This window comes from Acuticoccus sp. I52.16.1 (assembly GCF_022865125.1).
Taxonomy (GTDB): Bacteria; Pseudomonadota; Alphaproteobacteria; order Rhizobiales; family Amorphaceae; genus Acuticoccus.
Map to the genome: position 1 here is coordinate 2,898,834 of NZ_CP094828.1, position 21,172 is coordinate 2,920,005.

At 70.1% G+C, this 21,172-nt stretch carries 20 protein-coding genes; 13 read left to right on the forward strand and 7 right to left on the reverse strand.

What is annotated here, in order from left to right; all coding sequences use genetic code 11:
• Positions 1 to 17: 17 nt before the first annotated feature.
• The 7 genes from MRB58_RS13125 (at position 18) to MRB58_RS13155 (ending at position 9,162) form a co-directional block, all read left to right on the forward strand.
• Positions 18 to 1,916: an extracellular solute-binding protein gene (locus MRB58_RS13125; RefSeq protein WP_244777580.1), complete on the forward strand. Its 1,899-nt coding sequence runs from the start codon at positions 18 to 20 to the stop codon at positions 1,914 to 1,916.
• Positions 1,913 to 3,799 carry an extracellular solute-binding protein gene (locus MRB58_RS13130; protein WP_244777581.1) on the forward strand — a complete coding sequence of 629 codons (1,887 nt, stop codon included), beginning with the start codon at positions 1,913 to 1,915 and terminating at the stop codon, positions 3,797 to 3,799. The genes MRB58_RS13125 and MRB58_RS13130 overlap by 4 nt, the downstream gene beginning before the upstream one ends.
• A gap of 28 nt (positions 3,800 to 3,827) precedes the next feature.
• Complete coding sequence (locus tag MRB58_RS13135) at positions 3,828 to 4,925, forward strand: microcin C ABC transporter permease YejB (RefSeq protein WP_244777582.1); 1,098 nt, start codon at positions 3,828 to 3,830, stop codon at positions 4,923 to 4,925.
• Positions 4,926 to 4,927: 2 nt separating this feature from the next.
• A complete protein-coding gene (locus MRB58_RS13140) occupies positions 4,928 to 6,127 on the forward strand; it encodes an ABC transporter permease (RefSeq protein ID WP_244777583.1) in 1,200 nt (399 codons plus the stop codon).
• Positions 6,124 to 6,453, forward strand: a complete 330-nt coding sequence (locus MRB58_RS13145) for a hypothetical protein (protein WP_244777584.1) — start codon at positions 6,124 to 6,126, stop codon at positions 6,451 to 6,453. The genes MRB58_RS13140 and MRB58_RS13145 overlap by 4 nt, the downstream gene beginning before the upstream one ends.
• 73 nt (positions 6,454 to 6,526) lie before the next feature.
• Positions 6,527 to 8,152, forward strand: coding sequence for an ABC transporter ATP-binding protein (locus tag MRB58_RS13150; RefSeq protein ID WP_244777585.1), 1,626 nt, complete (start codon positions 6,527 to 6,529; stop codon positions 8,150 to 8,152).
• Positions 8,153 to 8,388: 236 nt separating this feature from the next.
• Positions 8,389 to 9,162 carry a M48 family metallopeptidase gene (locus MRB58_RS13155; protein WP_244777586.1) on the forward strand — a complete coding sequence of 258 codons (774 nt, stop codon included), beginning with the start codon at positions 8,389 to 8,391 and terminating at the stop codon, positions 9,160 to 9,162.
• A gap of 18 nt (positions 9,163 to 9,180) precedes the next feature.
• On the opposite strand, the gene MRB58_RS13160 is transcribed toward MRB58_RS13155, so the two are convergent.
• On the reverse strand, positions 9,181 to 10,125 hold the full coding sequence (locus MRB58_RS13160) for a bifunctional riboflavin kinase/FAD synthetase (protein ID WP_371747295.1): 945 nt from the start codon (positions 10,123 to 10,125) through the stop codon (positions 9,181 to 9,183).
• 20 nt (positions 10,126 to 10,145) lie between these two features.
• On the reverse strand, positions 10,146 to 10,991 hold the full coding sequence (locus tag MRB58_RS13165) for a TIGR01459 family HAD-type hydrolase (RefSeq protein ID WP_244777588.1): 846 nt from the start codon (positions 10,989 to 10,991) through the stop codon (positions 10,146 to 10,148).
• A gap of 187 nt (positions 10,992 to 11,178) precedes the next feature.
• On the opposite strand from MRB58_RS13165, the gene mutL reads away from it, so the two are divergent.
• From mutL to tolB, 6 genes are all read left to right on the forward strand, one after another.
• Entirely contained in the window at positions 11,179 to 13,050 is a 1,872-nt protein-coding gene (mutL, locus tag MRB58_RS13170) for a DNA mismatch repair endonuclease MutL (protein ID WP_244777589.1), read from the forward strand.
• A gap of 2 nt (positions 13,051 to 13,052) precedes the next feature.
• Positions 13,053 to 13,460 carry a YbgC/FadM family acyl-CoA thioesterase gene (locus MRB58_RS13175; protein WP_244777590.1) on the forward strand — a complete coding sequence of 136 codons (408 nt, stop codon included), beginning with the start codon at positions 13,053 to 13,055 and terminating at the stop codon, positions 13,458 to 13,460.
• Between the two features lie 359 nt (positions 13,461 to 13,819).
• The gene (gene tolQ, locus MRB58_RS13180) at positions 13,820 to 14,494 is read left to right on the forward strand and encodes a protein TolQ (protein WP_244777591.1); all 675 of its coding nucleotides are present in this window, start codon (positions 13,820 to 13,822) and stop codon (positions 14,492 to 14,494) included.
• 18 nt (positions 14,495 to 14,512) lie between these two features.
• Positions 14,513 to 14,953 (forward strand): ExbD/TolR family protein, encoded by a 441-nt coding sequence (locus MRB58_RS13185; protein ID WP_371747177.1) that lies wholly within the window; start codon positions 14,513 to 14,515, stop codon positions 14,951 to 14,953.
• Between the two features lies 1 nt (position 14,954).
• Positions 14,955 to 16,004 carry a hypothetical protein gene (locus tag MRB58_RS13190; RefSeq protein ID WP_244777593.1) on the forward strand — a complete coding sequence of 350 codons (1,050 nt, stop codon included), beginning with the start codon at positions 14,955 to 14,957 and terminating at the stop codon, positions 16,002 to 16,004.
• Between the two features lie 112 nt (positions 16,005 to 16,116).
• A complete protein-coding gene (tolB, locus tag MRB58_RS13195) occupies positions 16,117 to 17,436 on the forward strand; it encodes a Tol-Pal system beta propeller repeat protein TolB (protein WP_244777594.1) in 1,320 nt (439 codons plus the stop codon).
• A 137-nt stretch (positions 17,437 to 17,573) separates the two neighbouring features.
• Here tolB and MRB58_RS13200 read toward each other — a convergent pair whose 3' ends face one another.
• The 5 genes from MRB58_RS13200 to MRB58_RS13220 all read right to left on the reverse strand — a co-directional run bounded on the left by MRB58_RS13200 (position 17,574) and on the right by MRB58_RS13220 (position 21,133).
• A complete protein-coding gene (locus tag MRB58_RS13200) occupies positions 17,574 to 18,314 on the reverse strand; it encodes an SURF1 family protein (RefSeq protein ID WP_244777595.1) in 741 nt (246 codons plus the stop codon).
• A gap of 12 nt (positions 18,315 to 18,326) precedes the next feature.
• A complete protein-coding gene (locus MRB58_RS13205) occupies positions 18,327 to 19,193 on the reverse strand; it encodes a cytochrome c oxidase subunit 3 (protein WP_244777596.1) in 867 nt (288 codons plus the stop codon).
• 301 nt (positions 19,194 to 19,494) lie between these two features.
• Positions 19,495 to 20,040, reverse strand: coding sequence for a cytochrome c oxidase assembly protein (locus MRB58_RS13210; protein WP_244777597.1), 546 nt, complete (start codon positions 20,038 to 20,040; stop codon positions 19,495 to 19,497).
• Positions 20,037 to 20,216 carry a hypothetical protein gene (locus MRB58_RS13215; RefSeq protein ID WP_244777598.1) on the reverse strand — a complete coding sequence of 60 codons (180 nt, stop codon included), beginning with the start codon at positions 20,214 to 20,216 and terminating at the stop codon, positions 20,037 to 20,039. Before MRB58_RS13215 ends, MRB58_RS13210 begins: the two co-directional genes overlap by 4 nt.
• On the reverse strand, positions 20,213 to 21,133 hold the full coding sequence (locus tag MRB58_RS13220) for a heme o synthase (RefSeq protein WP_244777599.1): 921 nt from the start codon (positions 21,131 to 21,133) through the stop codon (positions 20,213 to 20,215). The genes MRB58_RS13215 and MRB58_RS13220 overlap by 4 nt, the downstream gene beginning before the upstream one ends.
• Positions 21,134 to 21,172 lie beyond the last annotated feature (39 nt).

The window sequence follows — 21,172 nt, forward strand, 5'->3', positions numbered from 1 at the left end:
AGATGTGGAGGTGTCACATGCGTGCCACGCTTTGGGCGCTCTTGATCTCGCTTGCCGTGGCCCCGAACGCGCTGGCTCAATCGACGACGGACGGCGGCACCCCGCCCGCGGACGAGCCGGGCGCTGCGAGCGCGGCCGAGCCGCAGTGGCGCCACGCCAGCGCCCTCACCGGCGACCCCCGCTACCCGCAGGGCTTCCCCCACTTCGACTATGTCGATCCGGACGCTCCCAAAGGCGGGCGCGTGCGCCTGGCCGACACGTCCGGCTACGACTCCTTCAATCCCATCCTGCAGCGCGGCAACGCGGCGCCGGGCCTGTCGCTGATCTACGATCCGCTGATGACGCCCTCGATGGACGAGCAGGACATTTCCGCCGCCTACGGCCTGATCGCCGACAAGATGCGCTATCCGGACGACTTCGCCTGGGTGGAGTACCACATCGACCCCGACGCCAAATGGCACGACGGCACGCCGATCACCGCCGAGGACGTCGCCTGGACGTTGACGGCCGAGAAGGAGGCCGACCCCAACCGCGCCTTCTACTACAAGGACGTCGTCAGCGCCGAAGTGGTGGGCGACGGGGTGGTGCGGTTCACCTTCGCGCGGCCCGGCAATCGCGAGCTGCCGCACATCGTCGGGCAGCTCGAGCCGCTGCCGAAGGCGTGGTGGACCGGGACCGCGCCGGACGGTTCGCAGCGCTCCATCGGTGAGGGCACGCTGGAGCCGCCGCTCGGGTCCGGCCCCTACAAGATCGCCCGTTTCGAGCCGGGCCGCTTCATCGAGTACGAGCGCACGGACGACTACTGGGCCAAGGACCACCCGACCCAGGTCGGCACCAACAACTTCGACACCATGCGCTACGACGTCTACCGCGATCAGACCATCGTCGTGGAGGCCTTCAAGGGCGGCCGGTTCGACTGGCGCGCCGAAAACAGCGCCAAGAACTGGGCCACGGCCTACGAAAGCGACGCGCTGGCCCGCGGCGACATCATCAAGGAAGAGTTTCCGATCCGCTCCACCGGGATGATGCAGGCGTTCGTCATGAACCTGCGCCTGCCGAAGTTCCAGGACGAGCGCGTCCGTCGCGCCCTCAACCTGATGTACGACTTCGAGACGCAGAAGCGCACCGTCTTCTACGACCAGTACGACCGCATCTCGTCCTATTTCATGGGGACCGACCTCGCCTCCACCGGCCTGCCGGAGGGGCAGGAGCTGGAAATCCTCGAGGAGGTGCGGGACCTCGTCCCGGAGAAGGTCTTCACCGAGCCCTATACCAACCCCGTCAACGGCTCGCCCGAGGCGGTGCGCGAAAATGCCCGCGAGGCGGTGCGCCTCTTCCGCGAGGCGGGCTACGAGATCCGCGACCGCGTCATGGTCGACGCCGAGACCGGCGCGCCCTTCACGATCGACTTCGTGGACAATTCCCCGGCGTCCGAGCGGTACGTGCTCCCCTACGCCAACAGCCTCAAGCTGATCGGCATCGAGATGAACTTCCGCGTCATCGATTCGACGCAGTACGTCGAGAAGGTGCGCACCCGCGATTTCGAGATGACGACGCTGGCGTGGGGCCAGTCCAGCTCACCCGGCAATGAGCAGGCCTTCTTCTGGAGCTCCGAGGCCGCCGACCAGCCGCAGTCCCAGAACTACGCGGGCATCAAGGATCCGGGCATCGACGCGCTGATCCAGAAGGTGATCCTCGCCAAGGACCGCGACGAGCTGGTCGCCGCCACCCACGCGCTCGACCGCGTGCTCCTGGCGCACGATTACGTCGTGCCGCTGTTCTACTCGCCGAACCAGCGCACCGCGCGGTGGAACCTCTTCGGCCGTCCGGACAATATCCCGCCCTACGGCGCCCTGTTCCCGACGGTGTGGTGGTGGGACGCGGCGAAGGCGGCGGACGTGGAGCGCCGCCAGTGAGCCGCGGGCGCGCGGGCCCGGCCGGCGGCGCATCCGGCCCCCTTCGCCTGACCCGTCGCCGGGTGCTGGAGCTGGCCGGCGCCGCCACGGCGTTTACCGCCGCGCCGCTCCTCACCGGCGCCGCCGCCGCCGCCCAGGCGGGCACGCCGCGCCATGCCCTGGCCGTCTTCGGCGAGCCCAGGCACGGGCCGGACTTCGCCCACTTCGACTATGTGAACCCCGACGCGCCGCGCGGCGGGGAGCTGCGCCTGGTGCCGTCGTCCTTCGCCGGGAACCAGAACCCGCAGACCTTCAACACCTTCAACATGTACATCCTGCGCGGCGACTCGCCGCCGCTGATGCAACTCGCCCATTCGGCGCTGATGGTCCGCGGGCTCGACGAGCCGGACGCCGTCTACGGCCACATCGCCGAGGCGGTCGAGGTCGAGGGCCGGCGCTACGCCTTCTTCCTGCGCGACGGCCTCACCTTCTCGGACGGTTCGCCGATCACCGCCGCGGACGTCGTCTACTCGCTGACCGCGATCCGCGACCAGGGGCACCCCGGCTACGCCGAGCCGCTGAAGCGCATCGCCGCCATCGAGGCCGCGGACGACCTCACCGCCGTCGTCAGCTTCGCCGACGATGCGTCCAATCGCCTGCCGCCGCTGGTGGCGACCTACCCGGTCCTCTCCAAGGCCTGGTACGAGGCGAACGACTTCACCGCCGCCAAGCTCGACGTTCCGGTCACCTCCGGTGCCTACACGGTGGGCGACTATGCGGCCGGCCGCTACGTCACGTTCCAGCGCCGGCCGGATTACTGGGGCGACCGGCTCGCCACCGGTGCCGGCCACAACAACTTCGGCTCCGTCCGGGTCGACTTCTACCGCGAGCGCACGCTGGCCTTCGAGGCGTTCAAGACCGGCAAGGAGAACTTCCGCGAAGAGTTCACCTCCAAGGTCTGGGCGACCGAGTACACCTTCCCGGCGATCCAGCGGGGCGAGGTGGTGCGCCGCGTCTTCCCCGACGCCCGCCCCGCCGGCGCCCAGGGCTGGTTCATCAACACCCGCCGCGGCAAGTTCGCCGACAAGCGAACCCGCGAGGCGCTCGGCTGGGCGTTCGACTTCGAACGGACGAACCGCGACCTCTTCCACGGCGCCTACACCCGCACCCCGTCCTTCTTCGTCAATTCCGACATGATGGCCGAGGGCGAGCCCACCTCCGCCGAGGTCGCCCTGCTGGAGCCCTTCCGGGACGCGCTCGACCCTGCGGTGTTCGGCCCGGCCTGGCTGCCGCCGGTGTCCGAGGATCAGGGCGGCAACCGCGCAAACCTGCGCCGCGCCGCGCAACTCCTCGACGAGGCCGGCTGGACGCGGCAGGACGGCGGGCTCGTCGACGCCGACGGCGAGCGGCTGACGCTGGACTACCTCTACCCCTCCGAGCCGACGTCGGAGCGCATCTTCCTGCCGTTCGCCAACGCGCTTCGGGCCATCGGCGTCGAGGCGCGGGCGGTGCCGGTCGACGCCACGCAATACCAGCTGCGCATCGTCAACTTCGATTTCGACCTCGTCACAACGCGGTTCGCCCTCTCGCCGACGCCGGACGACGCCATCCGCCAGTTCTTCTCCTCCGAATCGGCCGCCCGCGACGGCTCGTACAATCTCGCCGGGATCGCCGACCCGGTGATCGACGCGATGCTGGACGCCATGCTGACCGCCGCCACGCGCGAGGAGATGGTGGCCGCCGCGCGCGCCATGGACCGCGTCCTGCGGCTCGGTCACTATTGGGTTCCGCAATGGTACAAGGGCGAGCACACCGTGGCCTACTGGGACGAATTCGGCATCCCCGAGACCAAGCCCCGGTACGACCTGCCGGTCGAGACGACCTGGTGGTCGAAGAACGCATGATCCTCGTGCCGACCCGAAAGCGCGCCTGATGCTCGCCTACATCGCCCGCCGCGTGGCCCTGATGGTGCCGACCCTCTTCGGCATCCTCCTCATCTCGTTCGTCGTCATCCAGTTCGCCCCCGGCGGTCCGGTGGAGCGGGCGATCGCGGAGCTGCGCGGCACGAACGTCGGCTCCACGGCACGCATCTCCGGCGGCACCGCCGCGGGGGACTTCGCCGGGACCGGGCAGGGGGCCGGCAACTCCAGCTATCGCGGCGCGCAAGGCATCGACCCGGCGCTGATCGCCGAGCTCGAGCGGCAGTACGGGTTCGACAAGGGCCCGTTCGAGCGCTTCGGCATCATGATCGGCAACTACCTCACCTTCGACCTCGGCGAGAGCTTCTTCCGCGACCGCCGCGTCTCCGAGCTGATCGTCGAGGCGCTGCCGGTCTCGATCTCGCTCGGCCTGTGGATGACGCTGATCTCCTACGTGATCTCGATCCCGCTCGGCATCCGCAAGGCGGTCAAGGCCGGCTCCGCGTTCGACGTGTGGACCTCCGGCATCATCATCATCGGCTACGCGATTCCGGGATTCTTGTTCGCGATCCTGCTCATCATCCTCTTCGCCGGCGGTTCCTTCTGGTCGATCTTCCCGCTCGGCGAGCTGACGTCGGAGAACTGGCACGAACTCTCCTGGCCGGCCCGGATCGCCGACTATTTCTGGCATCTGACGCTGCCGCTGATCGCGCTCGGCATCGGCGCCTTCGCGACGACGACGCTGCTGACCAAGAACTCCTTCCTGGAGGAGATCCGCAAGCAATACGTGATGACGGCGCGGATGAAGGGCCTGTCGGAGCGCAAGGTGCTCTACGGCCACGTCTTCCGCAACGCGATGCTCATCATCATCGCGGGCTTTCCGGGTGCCTTCATCATGTCCTTCTTCCAGGGCTCGATCCTGATCGAGACGATCTTCTCCCTGGAGGGCCTCGGCCTCCTCGGCTTCGAGGCGGTGTTCGACCGTGATTATCCGATCGTCTTCGGCACCCTCTACGTGTTCTCCCTGCTGGCGCTCATCGTGAACCTCGTCTCCGACCTGACCTACACCATGGTCGACCCGCGGATCGACTTCGAGAGCCGGGAGGTCTGACCATGGACGAGCGCAAGACCGCCACCGTTCCCGCCGACGCGCACGATCCGGCCGACATCCACCTGCCCGCCGCCGAGCGGGAGGCGACGCAGCTTCCCACCGGCGCCGGCTACGGCACCACGATCAACGCCCGGCGGTGGAAGATCTTCCGCAACCATCGCCTCGGCTACATCTCGCTGTGGGTGTTCATCCCGCTCTTCTTCTTGACCCTCTTCGCGGAGTTCATCGCCAACGACCGCCCGCTGGTCGCGATGTACAAGGGCGAGCTGCTCTTCCCCGTCGTGATCGACTATCCGGAAGAAAAATTCGGCGGCTTCTACGCCCATACCGACTATCGCGATCCCTTCATCAGCGACGAGATCAACGCCAACGGCTGGATGGTCTGGCCGCCGATCCGCTACGACTACCGCGTCGAGAACAAGAACCCGCCGACGGCGCTTCCGTCCGCCCCGTCATGGATGTTCACCAAGGCGGAGCTGTGCGCCAAGCTGCCGGGCGGGGTGGACGACCCCAACTGCTCGGTCTGGACCTACAACTGGCTCGGCACCGACGACCTGGGTCGCGACGTGCTCGCCCGCGCGATCTACGGCTTCCGCATCTCGGTGATCTTCGGGCTGATCCTGACGATCCTGTCCTCGATCATCGGCATCGCCGCGGGCGCCGTGCAGGGCTATTTCGGCGGCTGGACCGATCTCCTCTTCCAGCGTTTCATCGAGATCTGGACGTCCGTCCCCTCGCTCTACCTCATCCTCATCTTCTCCTCGGTCTTCATGCCGAGCTTCTTTCTGCTTCTGGGGATCCTGCTCCTCTTCTCGTGGGTGGGGCTGGTGGGCGTGGTGCGCGCCGAGTTCCTGCGCGCCCGCAACTTCGAGTACGTCGCCGCGGCGCGGGCGCTCGGCGTCGGGTCGATCACCATCATGCACCGCCACCTGCTGCCCAACGCGATGGTGGCGACGCTGACCTTCCTGCCGTTCATCATGTCCGGCTCGATCACCACGTTGACCTCGCTGGACTTCCTCGGCCTCGGCCTGCCGCCCGGCTCGCCGTCGCTGGGCGAGCTTCTGGCGCAGGGCAAGAACAACCCCGGCGCGCCGTGGCTGGGCCTCACCGGCTTCACGGTGCTGGCGTTGATGCTATCGCTGCTCATCTTCATCGGCGAAGGCGTCCGTGACGCGTTCGACCCCCGGAAGACATTCGCATGACCCGAGGATATTCCCGCACCAGCGCAGCCCAGGCCGCGATCCTCGCCGCCGGGCTGACGGCGTTCGCCGCCGCCTCGCCCGTTCGCTCCGAAGGGTTGCACGGCCTGCTCTCTCCCTACGACGCCGGCGCCCAGACCGCCGCGCCGGAGCGGGTCCGCTGCGTCCCCGAGAGCGCCTGTCGCGACGAGGACACCGCCGAGGAGGAGCGGCCCGCGAAGCGCACCGCCAACACGGCCAGGACCGCGCCCGACACGCCGGCTCCGGGCGAGACCACCTTCAAGATCGGCGGCGCGGTGGTCTTCGACGTCTACCGGGTGCAGCAATGATCCGCCGCCTTCCCCGCCCAGCGCGCCGGCCGGCGGCGCCTCCCTCCAGCCGCGGCGCGCGGGGAGCCCTGACGTGACCGAGACCCTCCTTTCGATCGAAGACCTCTCCGTCGCCTTCCGCACCGAGGGGCGGTCCCAGCTCGCCGTCGACCGCATCTCGTTGCAGGTGGCCAAGGGGGAGACGCTGGCGGTCGTCGGCGAATCGGGGTCGGGCAAGTCGGTCACCGCGCTGTCGGTCGCGCGGCTGCTGCCCTACCCGGCGGCCTCGCACCCGTCCGGAAAGATCATGTTCAAGGGCCGCGACCTGCTGACCCTCTCCGACAGGGAGATGCAGAAGGTCCGCGGCAACGACATCACGATGATCTTCCAGGAGCCGATGACCTCGCTCAACCCGCTGCACGTGGTCGAAAAGCAGATCGGCGAGATCCTGAAGATCCACCAGGGCCTGGGCGACCGGGCCGCGCGGGCGCGCACGGTGGAACTCCTGGCGGCCGTCGGCATCCCCGACCCCGAGCAGCGCCTCAAGAGCTACCCGCACCAGCTCTCCGGCGGCCAGCGCCAGCGCGTCATGATCGCGATGGCGCTCGCCAACGAGCCGGACCTCCTGATCGCCGACGAGCCGACGACCGCGCTCGATGTGACCGTCCAGGCGCAGATCCTCCAGCTTCTGAAGGAGGTGCAGACGCGGGCCGGGATGGGCATGCTCTTCATCACCCACGACCTCGGCATCGTGCGCTCCATCGCCGACCGCGTCGCGGTGATGACCGCCGGCGAGGTGGTCGAGACCGGCCCCACCAAGGACGTCTTCGAGAATCCGCAGCACGCCTACACCCGCCACCTCCTTGCCGCCGAGCCCAAAGGCGTCGCGCCGCTGCCGGACATGAACGCCCCGATCATCGTCGAGACCGACGACCTCAAGGTCTGGTTCCCCGTCCGCCGCGGCCTGCTGCGCCGCACGGTCGACCACGTGAAGGCGGTCGACGGGATCGACGTCCGGGTGCGCCGGGGGGAGACGCTGGGGATCGTCGGCGAATCGGGCTCCGGCAAGTCGACGCTGGGCTTCGCGCTGCTGCGGCTCATCTCGTCGGACGGCAAGATCGTCTTCATGGGCGAACGGATCGACCAGCGCTCCTGGTCCAAGATGCGCCCGCTGCGCTCCAAGATGCAGATCGTCTTCCAGGATCCCTACGGCTCGTTGTCGCCGCGCATGTCGGTCGGCATGATCATCGCCGAGGGGCTGACGATCCATTCCGGCCTCGACGCCGCGCAGCGCGAGGAGCGGGTGATCCAGGCGATGACCGAGGTCGGCCTCGATCCGGCCATGCGCAGCCGCTACCCGCACGAGTTCTCCGGCGGGCAGCGTCAGCGCATCGCCATCGCGCGCGCTCTGGTGCTGGAGCCGGACCTCATCGTGCTGGACGAGCCGACGAGTGCGCTCGACCGTTCGGTCCAGGCGCAGGTGGTCGACCTCCTGCGCGACGTGCAGAAGAAGCACGACCTCACCTTCCTCTTCATCTCGCACGATCTGCAGGTGGTGCGCGCGCTGGCCAACGAGGTGCTGGTGATGAAGGCCGGCAAAGTGGTCGAACGCGGGCCGACCGCCAGGATTTTCGACGCGCCGGAGACCGACTATACCAAGGCGCTGATGGCCGCCGCCCTGCATCACCAAGCCACGCCGGGCGACGCCGTCGCGGACTGACACTTTTTTCACCGCTTCCTGCAAGGGTGGCCGATGCGCAGGTCGGATGATTCGCCATCCCGCGAGCGGGCTCCGCTGCGCTGTCGGAGGAAACCCATGGTCGACTGGCCGGCTCGCGTGCCGCTGGCATCCTGCCCCCTCTCATCGCCCGCCGCCTCGGCGCGGCGAAGCCCGCCCGCGTCACGGCGGGCGGCGTGGTGCGGCGCGGCAGGGCGTGGGCGGCCGGGGGACGCGGCGTGACGCGGCTTTATGCCGGCCGGCGCTCGCCGGTGGTCACCGTCAAGCCGGACCTGCCGCAGCGTGAGGAGATCACCGTCGACATCGCGACCGGACCGGTGGTGGTGGAGCTGCGCCGCCAGACGCGCGCGCGGCGGATGACGCTGCGCGTTCCCCCCGGTGGCGCCGCGCCGATCGTGACCGTGCCGGTGCGCGCGCCCATCGGCAGCGCCGAGCGGTTCGTGCGCGGACAGGCGAACTGGCTGGCCGCACGCCTCGCCGAGCGCAGCCCGGTGGTCCCGTTCGCGGCCGGCGCGACGATCCCGCTGCGCGGCGCCGATCACGAGATTCGCGGCACCGGCCGGGTCCGCGGCACGGTGAGCGTGGAGGAGACGGAGGCAGGGCGGCTGCTGTGGGTGCCCGGCGCGCCCGAGCACGTCGGTCGCCGGCTGACCACCTGGCTGAAGGCCGAGGCGCGGGCCGACCTGGAGGCGGCGGTCGCGACCTATGCCGCCAAGGTGGGCAAGGCGCCCTCGCAGCTGAAGGTCAAGGACACGCGTGCCCAGTGGGGCTCGTGCAGTCCGTCGGGCGTGCTGTCCTTCTCGTGGCGCCTGGTGATGGCGCCGCCCTTCGTCTTGCAATATGTGGCCGCGCACGAGGTCGCCCATCTCATCGAGCTCAACCATTCGGCCGCGTTCTGGAAGCTCAACGCCGAGCTCGACCCCGACCACGAGGCCGCCCGCGCCTGGCTGAAGCGCAACGGCCGCATGCTCCACGCGATCGGCGCCGACTGAGGCGCGTGCGGCGCCGCGTCAGAAGTTCAGCGCGGCGTCGACGGCGGAGAACGGGGCGAGGCCCTCCAGGGCGTTGCGGGCGTCGTCGCTGTCGCGGTCCATCTGCGCCACCAGGGCGTCCATCCCGCTGAAGGCGATCTCCGGGCGCAGGTAGCGCTCGAAGGCGACGCGCAAGGGCCGCCCGTAGAGATCGCCCGAATAGTCGAACACGAAGCTCTCCAGCAGCGGGGCGCCGTTGTCGAACGTGGGGCGGCGGCCGAAGCTGGCGACGCCGCCGCGCCAGACGCCGTCGATCTCGAGCCGCACGGCGTAGATGCCATGGCGCAGCGCGTTGGCCGGCTCCAGCGCCTGGTTGGCGGTCGGGTAGCCCATCTCGCGCCCGCGCTTCTCGCCGTGCCGCACCTTGGCGACGACGGTGTAGCGCCGCCCCAGGAGATGCGCCGCCGCGGTGACGTCGCCGAGAGTGAGGTGCTCGCGGATGCGCGTGGAGGAGATGACGCCGCCGTCGCTGCAAGGCTCGATGATGCGCGTGGCGAAGCCGTGCCGCGCGCCCTCGCGGATCAGAAGCGCCCCGTCGCCGCGCCGCTTGGCGCCGAATTTGAAGTCGTAGCCGACGACGACCTCACGCGCGCGCAGCCGCTCGACGAGGACCTCGGCGACGAAGTCCTCGGCCGAGTGGCGGGCGAGGTCGGCGTCGAACGGGACGACGACCATCCCGTCGAGGCCGAGAGCGGCCATGACGCGGGCCTTCTCCTGCGGCGGGGTGAGGCGGAAGATCGGCGCGTTGGAGAAGAACTCGCGCGGGTGGGGCTCGAACGTGAGGCCGACGGTGGGCCGGCCACCGGAGAGCGCGGCGGACAGCACCGCCTGGTGGCCGCGGTGCACCCCGTCGAAGTTGCCGATCGCCACGACGCCGTCGGCGAGGTGGGGCGGCAGGGCGTCCAGCGTGATGACGCCGCCCATCGGGGGATGGGCCGCCTTACTCACCAGATGAGCCTCGGCGCGAAGTAACGCGCGTCGAGCCCGTCCTGGGCGAGGCGATCGGCGACCATGGCCGGGTCGGGCGTGCCGGTGCCGCCGACTTCCGCGGCGTGGATGCCGTCGGTGAGGAAGAGGCAGTCGTAGCCCTCGTTGGCGGCGCCGCGCACGTCGGTCGGCAATCCGTCGCCGATCACGAGGATGCGCGCCGCGTCCGGAGCATGCTCGGCGATGCGGGCGCGGGCGGCGTCGTAGGCGGGGCGGTAGGGCTTGCCGATCCACACCACGTCGCGTCCGGATTCCTCGACCAGTTTGGCCAGAGCGCCGGCACACCACACCAGCTCCTGGCCCCGCTCGACGACGATGTCCGGGTTGGCGCACAGGACAGGGGTGCCGCTGGAGGCGATCTCGGCCATCTCGTCCCGGTAGTCGTCCGGGGTCTCCACGGTATCGTCGCGCAGGCCGGCGATGACGACGGCGTCCGCCTCGGCGACGTCCTCGACGAGGGTCATCTCGGGCGAATAGAGGCCGAGGTCGCGGTCCGGGCCGATGTGCTTGATCTTGCGGGCGGCCTTCTGCGCCAGCGTGCGGATCACGACGTCGCCGGACGACAGGATCCCGTCATAGGCGTCCTGCCCCGCGCCGAGCTGGGCGAGGTGGCGCCGCACCACGTCGGACGGCCGGGGCGCGTTGGTCATCAGGACCACCGTCCCCCCAGCGCGGAAGCGGGAGAGGGCGTCGCTGGCGGCCGGATGCGCCGACACGCCGTCGTGCAGGACGCCCCAGACGTCGCACAGGATGGCATCGTAGTCGTCCGCGATGGCGGACAGGCCGGGGAGCGCGTGGGGCATAAGATCTGGCGAAACGTGTGGACGGGGGGTGGACGGGAGGCGACCGCAACGTGTGCACCGCCCGCCTGCCCTAGCGCAATCGGGCCACTCATCATAGACCCGGTGAGGCAGGCGAGGGTCGAGCATCACGCATGGCACGCCCGCGCCGCCTCTTCTGACGCATTCCGACGTGCGAGGCTTTCCCTTCGTGAGCGACGCGCCGATCATCACCGCAGCCTCGGTCCGCCGGCTCGACGAGCGGCTGATCGACAAGATCGCCGCGGGCGAGGTGGTGGAGCGGCCGGCGAGCGCGGTGAAGGAACTGGTGGAGAATGCGCTCGACGCGGGGGCGCGGGCGATCGACGTCACGGTCGAGGCCGGCGGAACCGCGCTGATCCGCGTCGCCGACGACGGGCACGGCATCCGCGTCGAGGAACTGCCGCTGGCGGTGCAGCGCCACTGCACCTCCAAGCTGGTGGATGCGGCGGGCCTCTCGGCGATCCTGACGATGGGCTTCCGCGGCGAGGCGCTCCCGTCGATCGGCGCCGTCGCCCGGCTCTCGGTGGTCAGTCGTCACCGGGACGGCGACGCGGCCGGGATCACCGTGGCGGGCGGGCGCGTCGGCGAGGTGGAGCCGGCGGCCCGTGCGGTGGGGACGACCGTGGAGGTGCGCGACCTCTTCTATGCGACGCCGGCGCGGCTGAAGTTCCTCAAGTCGGAGCGCGCCGAGGCGGGTGCGGTGTCGGATACGGTGAAGCGCCTCGCCCTCTCGGCGCCGCACGTGGCCTTCACGCTGACGCTGAACGGGCGGCGGCAGGAGTTCCCCGCCGGCACGCCGCGCCAGCGCGCCCGCGACGTGTTGGGCGCTGACTTCGCCGACGAGGCGATCGACCTCGACATCGAACGGCACGGGGTGCGGCTCGTCGGCCATCTCGGGCTGCCGACCTCGGGTCGCGCGTCGAGCCAATATACGTACGCGTTCGTCAACAACCGCGTGGTGCGCGACAAGCTGATCGCCCAGGCGATGCGCGCCGGCTACCAGGACGTGATGGCCCGCGACCGCCACCCGGTGGCGATCCTCTGGCTCACGATCGATCCCGCGGCGGTGGACGTCAACGTGCATCCGGCCAAGGCCGACGTGCGCTTCCGCGACGCCAACGCGGTGCGCGGCCTCATCGTCACCGCCTTCCGCCGCGCGCTGGCCGAAGCGCCGCCCACGGCCTCGCACAGCGTCGCCACGGCGGCGCTGGCGGCGCTCTCGGCGCGCCGGCCGTCCTCCTCGCTGGTGGAGACAGACGATGCGCCCGCCCACGCGCCGCAGGGCTTCGCGGCGCCGGCGACGCCGTTCACCGCCCGCTCGTCGCCGTCCTACACCGCGCGGCCGTCCTTTCCGCCGCGGGGCCGTGCCTTCCACTCCGCGCCGCCCGCCCCCCGCACCGCGGCGCCGGCGCCCGGCGAGTGGGTGCCGGACGATCCGGCCGACGCGCCGGACGGTTCCGCGCACCCGCTGGGCGCGGCCGTCGCGCAGGTGCACGGCAACTACATCCTGGCCCAGTCCGCGCACGGGCTCGTCGTGGTGGACCAGCACGCCGCGCACGAGCGCATCGTCTACGAGGCGCTGAAGGCCTCGGCGGCGACGCGCGAGCCGGCCGCACAGGGGCTGCTGATCCCCGAGGTGGTGGAGCTGCCGGCCGAGGATGTCGACCGTCTGGCCGAGCACGCCGAGACCTTCGCCCGGCTCGGCCTCACCCTGGAGCCGTTCGGCGCCGGCGCGGTCGTCGTGCGGGAGACCCCGGCGGCGCTGGGCACGTTCGACATCGCCAAGCTGGTGAAGACCCTGGCCGACGAGATCGCCGACTGGGGCGCCGCCGGGGCACTGGAAGCAAGGCTCGATCATGCGGCCGCCACGATGGCGTGCTACGGCTCGGTCCGCTCCGGTCGCGCGCTCAAGGTCGAGGAGATGAACGCGCTGCTGCGGCAGATCGAGACGACCCCCTCCGCGGGGCAGTGCAACCACGGCCGGCCGACCTTCGTGTCGCTGTCGCTGGCCGAGATCGAAAAGCTGTTCGAACGGCGATGACGATGTCCTTCGATACCGAGGTCCGCGTCTATTTCGAGGACACGGACTTTTCCGGCCGCGTCTATCACGGCGCCTTCATCCGCTTCCTGGAGCGGGGGCGCACCGAGTTGTTGCGCGCCTCCGGGCTCGACCATGCGGCGCTGGCCGCGCTGACCCCGCCGATCTACTTCACGCTGCGACGGATCGATGTCCAATTCCACGGCCCGGCGGTGATCGACGACCTGCTGCGGGTGACGACGACGCCGATCGAGGCCGGCCGCGCCAACTTCCTGCTGCGACAGGAGATCTCGGTGGGGGAGCGGCGCATCGTCTCGGCGGTGGCCGACCTGTGTCTGATCGACCCGCGGGGCCGGCCGCAGCGCCCGCCGGCCGACGTGCGCGCCGCGCTGTCCCCCGCGCCGCAAGGATAACCCCTCCGGTCCCGGCCTTTCTGTCGCCGATTGGCGCGGGCAGCGCGCCCCGCGGCAGGCTCGCCTGGCCGATGCATGATGCCGGCGGCTGCGGATCCGGGGGCTTCGGCGGCGTCCGATCCGGCTCGGTGGCCCCGGTTTGTACCGCCGTTCACGTCCTGCTGAATTTCCTGCAAGTTGGCATGGCTCTAGCCACATCGAGAGCGACGCGTTAGAGGGACCGCGGTTCAATGCGGTCGGTATCGCTTGACTGTGACTTTGGCTCTTGGAGTTTTGAGTGTGACGCGCAGCCGGATGGCCCGACGGCCGTTTCCCCTCGCCGGCGCGACCACGGTCGCGGGCCGGAGGGATCGTGCCTGATGGGTGACGAATTCTCTTTGGTGTCGCTGTTTCTGCAGGCGCACATCGTCGTAAAGCTCGTGATGATCGGTCTGATCCTCGCCTCGTGCTGGTGCTGGGCGATCATCTTCTACAAATCCGTGGCCTTCCGTCGCATCCGCGGCCGGATCGTCGCCTTCGAGGACGACTTCTGGTCCGGCCAGTCGCTGGAGGAGCTGTACCAGAAGCGCGAGGACGACGAGCCGGACGGGGTCGCGGCGGTTTTCGTCGCCGCCATGCGCGAGTGGAAGAAGAGCCACGAGGGCAACCGCCCCGCGCTCGCCTCGCTCGCCGACCGGATCGACCGCGTGATGTCGATGACCCTGGCGCGCGAGGGCGAGCAGATGGAGCGCGGGCTGATGGTGCTCGCCTCGGTCGGCTCCGCGGCGCCCTTCATCGGCCTCTTCGGCACCGTCTGGGGCATCATGAGCTCGTTCCAGGCGATCGCGGCGTCCGAATCGACGAACCTCGCGGTCGTCGCGCCCGGTATCGCCGAGGCGCTGCTGGCGACCGCGCTCGGTCTTCTCGCCGCCATTCCGGCGACCATCTTCTACAACAAGCTCGCGACCGACGTGGGTCGCATCTCCTCTCAGATGGAGGGGTTCGCCGACGAGTTCCTGGCGATCCTCTCGCGGGAGATCGATGAGCGGCGTTAGGAGGCTTTTCGTATGGGGATGAGTAGCCCCACGGGTGGCCGTCGTGCCGGTCGCGGCCGGCGCCGCGCCCGCTTCCAGCCGATGGCCGAGATCAACGTCACCCCGTTCGTGGACGTGATGCTCGTGCTGTTGATCATCTTCATGGTCTCGGCGCCGCTTCTCACAGTGGGCGTGCCGATCGACCTACCGGAGAGTCAGGCCAATCCGATCGAGGGCCGCACGGACCCGATCAATATCTCCATCACCCCCGACGGCGCGATCTACGTCAACGAGGCGGAAGTGGCGATCACCCAGCTCGTCGACCGGCTGAGCCAGGAAACCGCGGGCAACTTCGAGGAGCGCATCCAGGTGCGTGGCGACGCGGCCGCGAACTATGGCATCATCATGCGCGTGATGGGTCGTCTCAACCGCGCCGGCTACAATCGTCTCGCCCTCGTCACGACCGAGGAGCCGCGCTGACATGCGCGCCGCCTTCATCGCCTCGGGCATCTTGCACCTGCTGATCCTCGCCGCGGCGATCATCACGCTGCCGTCGAGCCAGGGGTTCACGCCCCCGCCGGTCGCGGCGCTGCCGATCGAGATCATCACGATCGACGAGAAGACCGACATCACCGAAGGCAACCCCGAGGAGCAGGTCGTCGCCATGGCGCCCGCGCCCGAGACGGTGGAGAGCGAGACCGAGGCGGAGCCCGAGGCGATGCCCGGCGCCACCGACACCGAGGCGGAGACGATCGCCACCAACGATGACGCGATCGATTCGCAGGCCGAATCCTCCGCGCCCGACGAGGCCGGCGAGCCCGAGCCGCAGCCGGACGAGGCCGAGCCGGTCGACGAGGTGACGCAGGAGGCCGTGCCCGAGGTGACGCCGGAGCCGGACCCGGTCGAGACGCCGCCCGAGACCGCTGCGGCACCCGAGCCGGAGCCCGAGCCCGCCGAGCCGGAGCCGACCGAAACCGCCGCGGCCGCGCCCGAGCCGCAGCCGGAGGTCGTCGAGGCTCCCGCGCCGGCGCCCGTGCCGGAGACGGTGGTGCCGCGCTCGCGCCCGCAGCCGCCGCGCCGCACCCGCACGGCGCGCCAGGAGACGCCGCCGGAGGACACCTTCAACGCCGACCGGATCTCCTCGCTGATCAACCGCACCGCGCCGTCCGGCGGCGGCAGCGGGCGCGCGCAGGCGAGCGCCGGCACCAACGTCGGGCGCGCCGACGCGCCGCAGACCGCGACCTTTACCGACGCGCTGATGCACCGGCTGCGCGAGTGCTGGCTCCGTCCCGCCGCCGTCGGCCAGGAGGAGGAACTCGCCATCGTGGTGCAGTTCAACCTGACGCCCGACGGCAAGCTGGAACGGATCGTCGACGTTCGCGCCCGCGGCATCGGCCCGATCTTCGACGTCGCGGCCGAGGCCGCGCGCCGCGCGGTTCTGAAATGCGCGCCGTACGACTGGCTGCCCGCGGACCAGTACGACCTCTGGCGCGAGCTGCAGGTCACGTTCGACCCGCGCGAATTCGGATGACCCCCGCGGGCCACGGTGGAGAGATCCGCCGCGGCGCGGGACGAGATTATCGTCGACCGACCCACCCGGGCTGGCGAGGGATCGCCCGCTGGCCTAGGAAGGACTTATTCCAATGAAGGGTGTGCTCATGCTCTCGCGCATCAGACTGTTCCTGGCTGCACTGGCGACGATGGCCGCTTTATCGTCACCGGCGAGCGCGCTCGTCTCGATCGAGGTGACCGGCGGCGACGTGCGTCCGCTGCCGATCGCCGTCCCCTACTTCGCCAGCGCCGATCCGACGATGGGCCAGCAGATCGCCGACGTCGTGATGAACGATCTCGTCAGCTCCGGTCTCTTCGCCGGGATCGATCGCACCCAATATTCCCCGCCCACGCTGGGGGTCGAGGTGGTGCCGGCGTTCGCCAACTGGCGCGCCATCGGTGCCGAGGCGCTGGTCAGCGGCACCGTGATCCCCGAGGGAGGGCAGCTGCGCGTCGAGTTCCGCCTGTGGGACCCCCTGCAGGAGCAGCAGGTCGTCGGCCAGCAGTTCACCACGACGCCCGACAACTGGCGCCGCGTCGCCCACATCGTCGCCGACGCGATCTACGAGCGGCTGACCGGCGAAAGCGGCTACTTCGACACCCGCATCGTCTTCGTCGCCGAATCCGGGCCCAAGAACGCGCGCGTGAAGCGCCTCGCGATCATGGACCAGGACGGCTACAACCTGACCTACCTGACCGACGGCAGCACGCTGGTGCTGACCCCGCGCTTCAGCCCCGCCGGCCAATACGTCACCTACATGAGCTACGAGGGCGCGCAGCCGCAGGTCTTCCTGCTCGACGTCGAGACGGGGCGGCGGCAGCTCCTGTCGAAGGCGGCGAGCATGAGCTTCGCGCCGCGCTTCTCGCCGGACGGGTCGACGGTGGTGATGAGCATCCAGGAGGGCGGCAACTCCAACATCTTCGCGATGAGCCTGCAAGGCGGGCAGCCGCGCCGCCTGACCAACACCCCGGCGATCGACACCGCTCCGTCCTACTCTCCGGATGGCCGGCAGATCGTCTTCGAGAGCGACCGCGGCGGCAGCCAGCAGCTGTACGTCATGAATGCCGACGGGTCGGGCCAGCAGCGGATCTCCTACGGTGACGGTCGCTATTCCACGCCGGTCTGGTCGCCGAAGGGAGATCTCATCGCCTTCACCAAGCAGGCGCAGGGGCGCTTCGCGATCGGCGTCATGAACCCCGACGGCTCCGGCGAGCGCATCCTCACCTCCGGCTTCCACAACGAGGGACCGACCTGGGCGCCCAACGGCCGCGTCATCGCCTTTTTCCGCGATGCGGGCGGGCCGCAGGGCGGGCCGGGGATCTGGACGGTCAACGTCACCGGCCGCAACGAGCGGCAGCTGCGGCTGAACACGATGGCCTCGGACCCGGCCTGGTCGCCGCTGCGGCGCTAGCGAGCGCCGCCCGGTCGGCCGCGCCGGGCCGCTTCGACGATGCAGGAATGACGGGCCGCCGCGTCGATCCTCGACGGCGGCCGTTCGCACCGGCCGGGCCGTGAGCCGTGACCAGCGGCCGCGGGTGCGACCGCGGGTCAGCCGCGCGCGCGGCGGCGCCAGAGGGCGACGCCCGACACGCCCAGCAGCGCGGCGGCGAGGCCGTACCAGGTCAATGCGTAGCCCAGGTGGTTGTTGGTGAACGTGATGCGGCTCTCGCCGGCCTGTGGCAGGCCGCCGGCCGGCGTCTCCTCGGCCACGAGGTCGATCTGGTAGGGGGCGATCGGGCCGGGCGCGCCGAGCGCTTCGGCGATGGCGCCGATGTCGCGCGCGTAGAAGATGCGGGCGGCCGTGTCGGGCGCGGGGGTGATGAAGCTCGGCGGGTCGTCCCGGCGGATCAGGCCCTCGACGGTGACGGTGCCCCGCGGCGGCGCGGCGTCCGGGCGCGTCGCCGGGTCGCGCCTGTCCTCGGGGATGAAGCCGCGGTTGACGAGGACCGTCCAGCCGTCCTCGGTCACGAACGGGACGAGCACCATGTACCCGGGACCGCCGAGCGGACCGTTCGGCTCGCCGAGCGCGATCCAGAAGAAGGCCTCGACCGGGGCGAAGCTGCCGGTGAGCGCGACTCTACGGTAGCGCCAGTCGTCGATCGGGAAGGCGGCGGGTCGGCTGCCCCATTCGTCCGGCCCGGGCGCGGGGACGGCGGGGGCGGCGGGTCGCTCCGCCGCCGCGGCGATCAGCGCCTCTTTCCATTCGAGGCGCTGAAGCTGCCAGGTGCCGAGGCCGATCAGGATGACGAAGGCCCCGGCGATGGCGACCGCGAGCAGGAGGCGCCGCAAGGCGCGCTCCCCTTAGTGGACGAGTTCGCTGGCGCCCCAGACGTAGATGCACAGGAACAGGAAGAGCCACACCACGTCGACGAAGTGCCAGTACCATGCCGCCGCCTCGAACCCGAAGTGCGCGTCCTTGGTGAAGTGCCCGGCGTAGACGCGGAACAGGCACACCGCCAGGAACACCGTTCCGACGAAGACGTGGAAGCCGTGGAAGCCCGTCGCCATGAAGAACGGCCCGCCATAGAGCGACCCGGAGAACGAGAACGACGCGTGCGTGTACTCGTAGATCTGCACGGTGGAGAACAGGAGGCCCAGGAGCACGGTGCAGATGAGGCCCCACTTGAGACCCTCGCGGTCGTCCTCCAGCAGCGCGTGATGCGCCCAGGTGGCGGTGGTGCCGGAGAGCAGCAGGATCATGGTGTTGAAGAGCGGCAGGTGCCAGGGGTCGAACGTGTGGATCGACTCCGGCGGCCATTGACCCCCTGTGACATCGAGCCGGCCGTAGGTCGTCGGATCGCCGGGGAAGAGCGCAGCGTCGAAGTAGGCCCAGAACCAGGCGACGAAGAACATCACTTCGGAGGCGATGAACAGGATCATGCCGTAGCGCAGGTGCAGCTTGACCACCGGCGTGTGGTCGCCGCGGAGGGATTCCTTGGTGGTGTCCGTCCACCACAGCGCCATGGTCGCGACCACCAGGGTCGTGCCGACGGCGAAGATGCCCCAGCCGGCGAGGTTCATGCCCGCCAGCGGCAGCTCGTCGCCCGAGTGCCAGCGCATGAAGGCCACGGCGCCGAACATCATCACGAACGCGCCGAGCGAGCCCATGATCGGCCAGGGGCTGGGTTCAAGGATGTGATAGTCGTGGTGCTTCGCCGCGCCTGCCATTGTCATTCCCTCTTCGCGCGTTCCGCGCGGATCCTCTCGGGGAGACCCCGTTCGCCCTGCCGGATTTTCGCCCGGCGTGTTCTTCTCCGGACGGGGTCCGGAAGCCCGTTCGGGGCGGGCCCGCGGTCCGCCGCCGTGCTCGTGCGCGGGGCCGCGCGGCCGCCGCATCGTCTCCCCCGGAGCTTGCCGGGAGGGTGCCGCGTGACGCGGCCGAAACTCCGCCGGGGGGCCCGGCGCACATGCCGCCGGCCCGCTCCGACCCTCGTTGTCTTTGCCACGCCGCCGAGGCGACGTCGACCGTTCAGCTCGCCGTCTGCGCCTTGAAGAAGGTGTAGGACAGCGTGATCACATGCACGTTCTTGGCGTCGCGATCCTCGTCGAATTCCGGGTCGACATAGAAGACGACCGGGATGCGCCGCGTCTCGTTGGCTTCGAGCGGCTGCGCGGTGAAGCAGAAGCAGTCGATCTTGGTGAAATAGCCGCCGCCCTGGAACGGGGTGACGTTGTAGACCGACTGGCCGACCGTGTGCTCGTCCGAGAGGTTGGTGATCTCGTACTCGGCGGTCACCACCTCGCCGACCTTGACCTTCATCGTCCGCTGCACCGGCTTGAAGGTCCACGGCAGGTTGGACTGGATGTTGGCGTCGAACCGGATGGTCAGCTCGCGCTCGCCGACCTCGAGGCCGGGCACCGCCTCGACCGTGGCGATGGAGGGCGTGCCGTCGAACCCGGTGACGCGGCAGAAGAGGTCGTACAGCGGGACGGAGGCGAAGGCCGCGCCCACCATCAGCGACACGAACGCCGCGCACGCCAGCGCGATGCGGATGTGGCGCTTGTCGCCGCTCACGACGTGACCCCCGGCGTGTTGGCGGTCATCTGCAGGATGGTGATGGCGTAGAAGATCGCGACCAGCGACACGAGCACCACCGCGATCGCGACGGAGCGCTTGCGTTGCCGGCGTCGTCGCTCTGCGTCGACGTCGGCCTGGGTGCGGGGCTGGGGGGCGGCGGGTTCGGTCATCATGTCAAAAGGTCGGCGATCACCCCGTCGGCCATCAGCGCGCCGAAGAGGGCGAAGAGGTAGAGGATGGAGACGCCGAACAGACGCCCGGCGTGACGCCGCTCGTCCTGGGGCCCGGCGCGGCGCAGCAGGACCGCCCGCTGCACGAGCCAGGCGCCGAGGCCCGCCGCGACGATGGCGTAGCCGATGCCGGCATAGCCCAGCACGGTCGGCAGGAGGCCGGAGAGGGCGGTCAGCACAGCGTAGACGAGGATGTTGAGTGTCGTCGTCTCGCGGCTGGCGACGGAGGGGAGCATGGGGACGCCCGCCGCGGCGTACTCGTCCCGCTTCAGGATGGCGAGGGCCCAGAAGTGCGCCGGGGTCCACAGGAAGATGATCGTGAACATGACGATCGGCTCCAGCGAGACCGAGCCGGTGACCGCGGCCCAGCCGACGACCGGCGGCAGGGCGCCGGCCGCGCCGCCGATGACGATGTTCTGCGGCGTCCGCCGCTTCAGCCACACGGTGTAGACGACGACGTAGAAGGCGATGGTGAGCGCCAGCAGGCACGCCGCCGTCCAGTTGGAGGCGAAGGCCAGGAGGACGACCGAGCCGGAGGCGAGCACCGTGCCGAAGCCGAGCGCGGTCTCGCGGTCGATCCGGCCGGAGGGGATCGGGCGCAACGCGGTGCGGGCCATCAGGCGGTCGATGTCGGCGTCGAGGCCCATGTTGAGGGCGCCGGATGCGCCGGCGCCGAGCGCGATGGCCAGCAGCGAGACGGCGGCGAGGACCGGATGCAGGTGGCCCGGCGCCAGCAGGATGCCGGCGAAGGCGGTGAACACCACCAGCGACATGACGCGCGGCTTGAGAAGATCGACGAAGTCCCCAGGCGTTGCGCCGAGATCGACCAGACCCAGCGAATCACCGTCCCGAACTGACATTCTCGTTCCTCCGATCCATCGATCCGCCGGGAGTCCCGG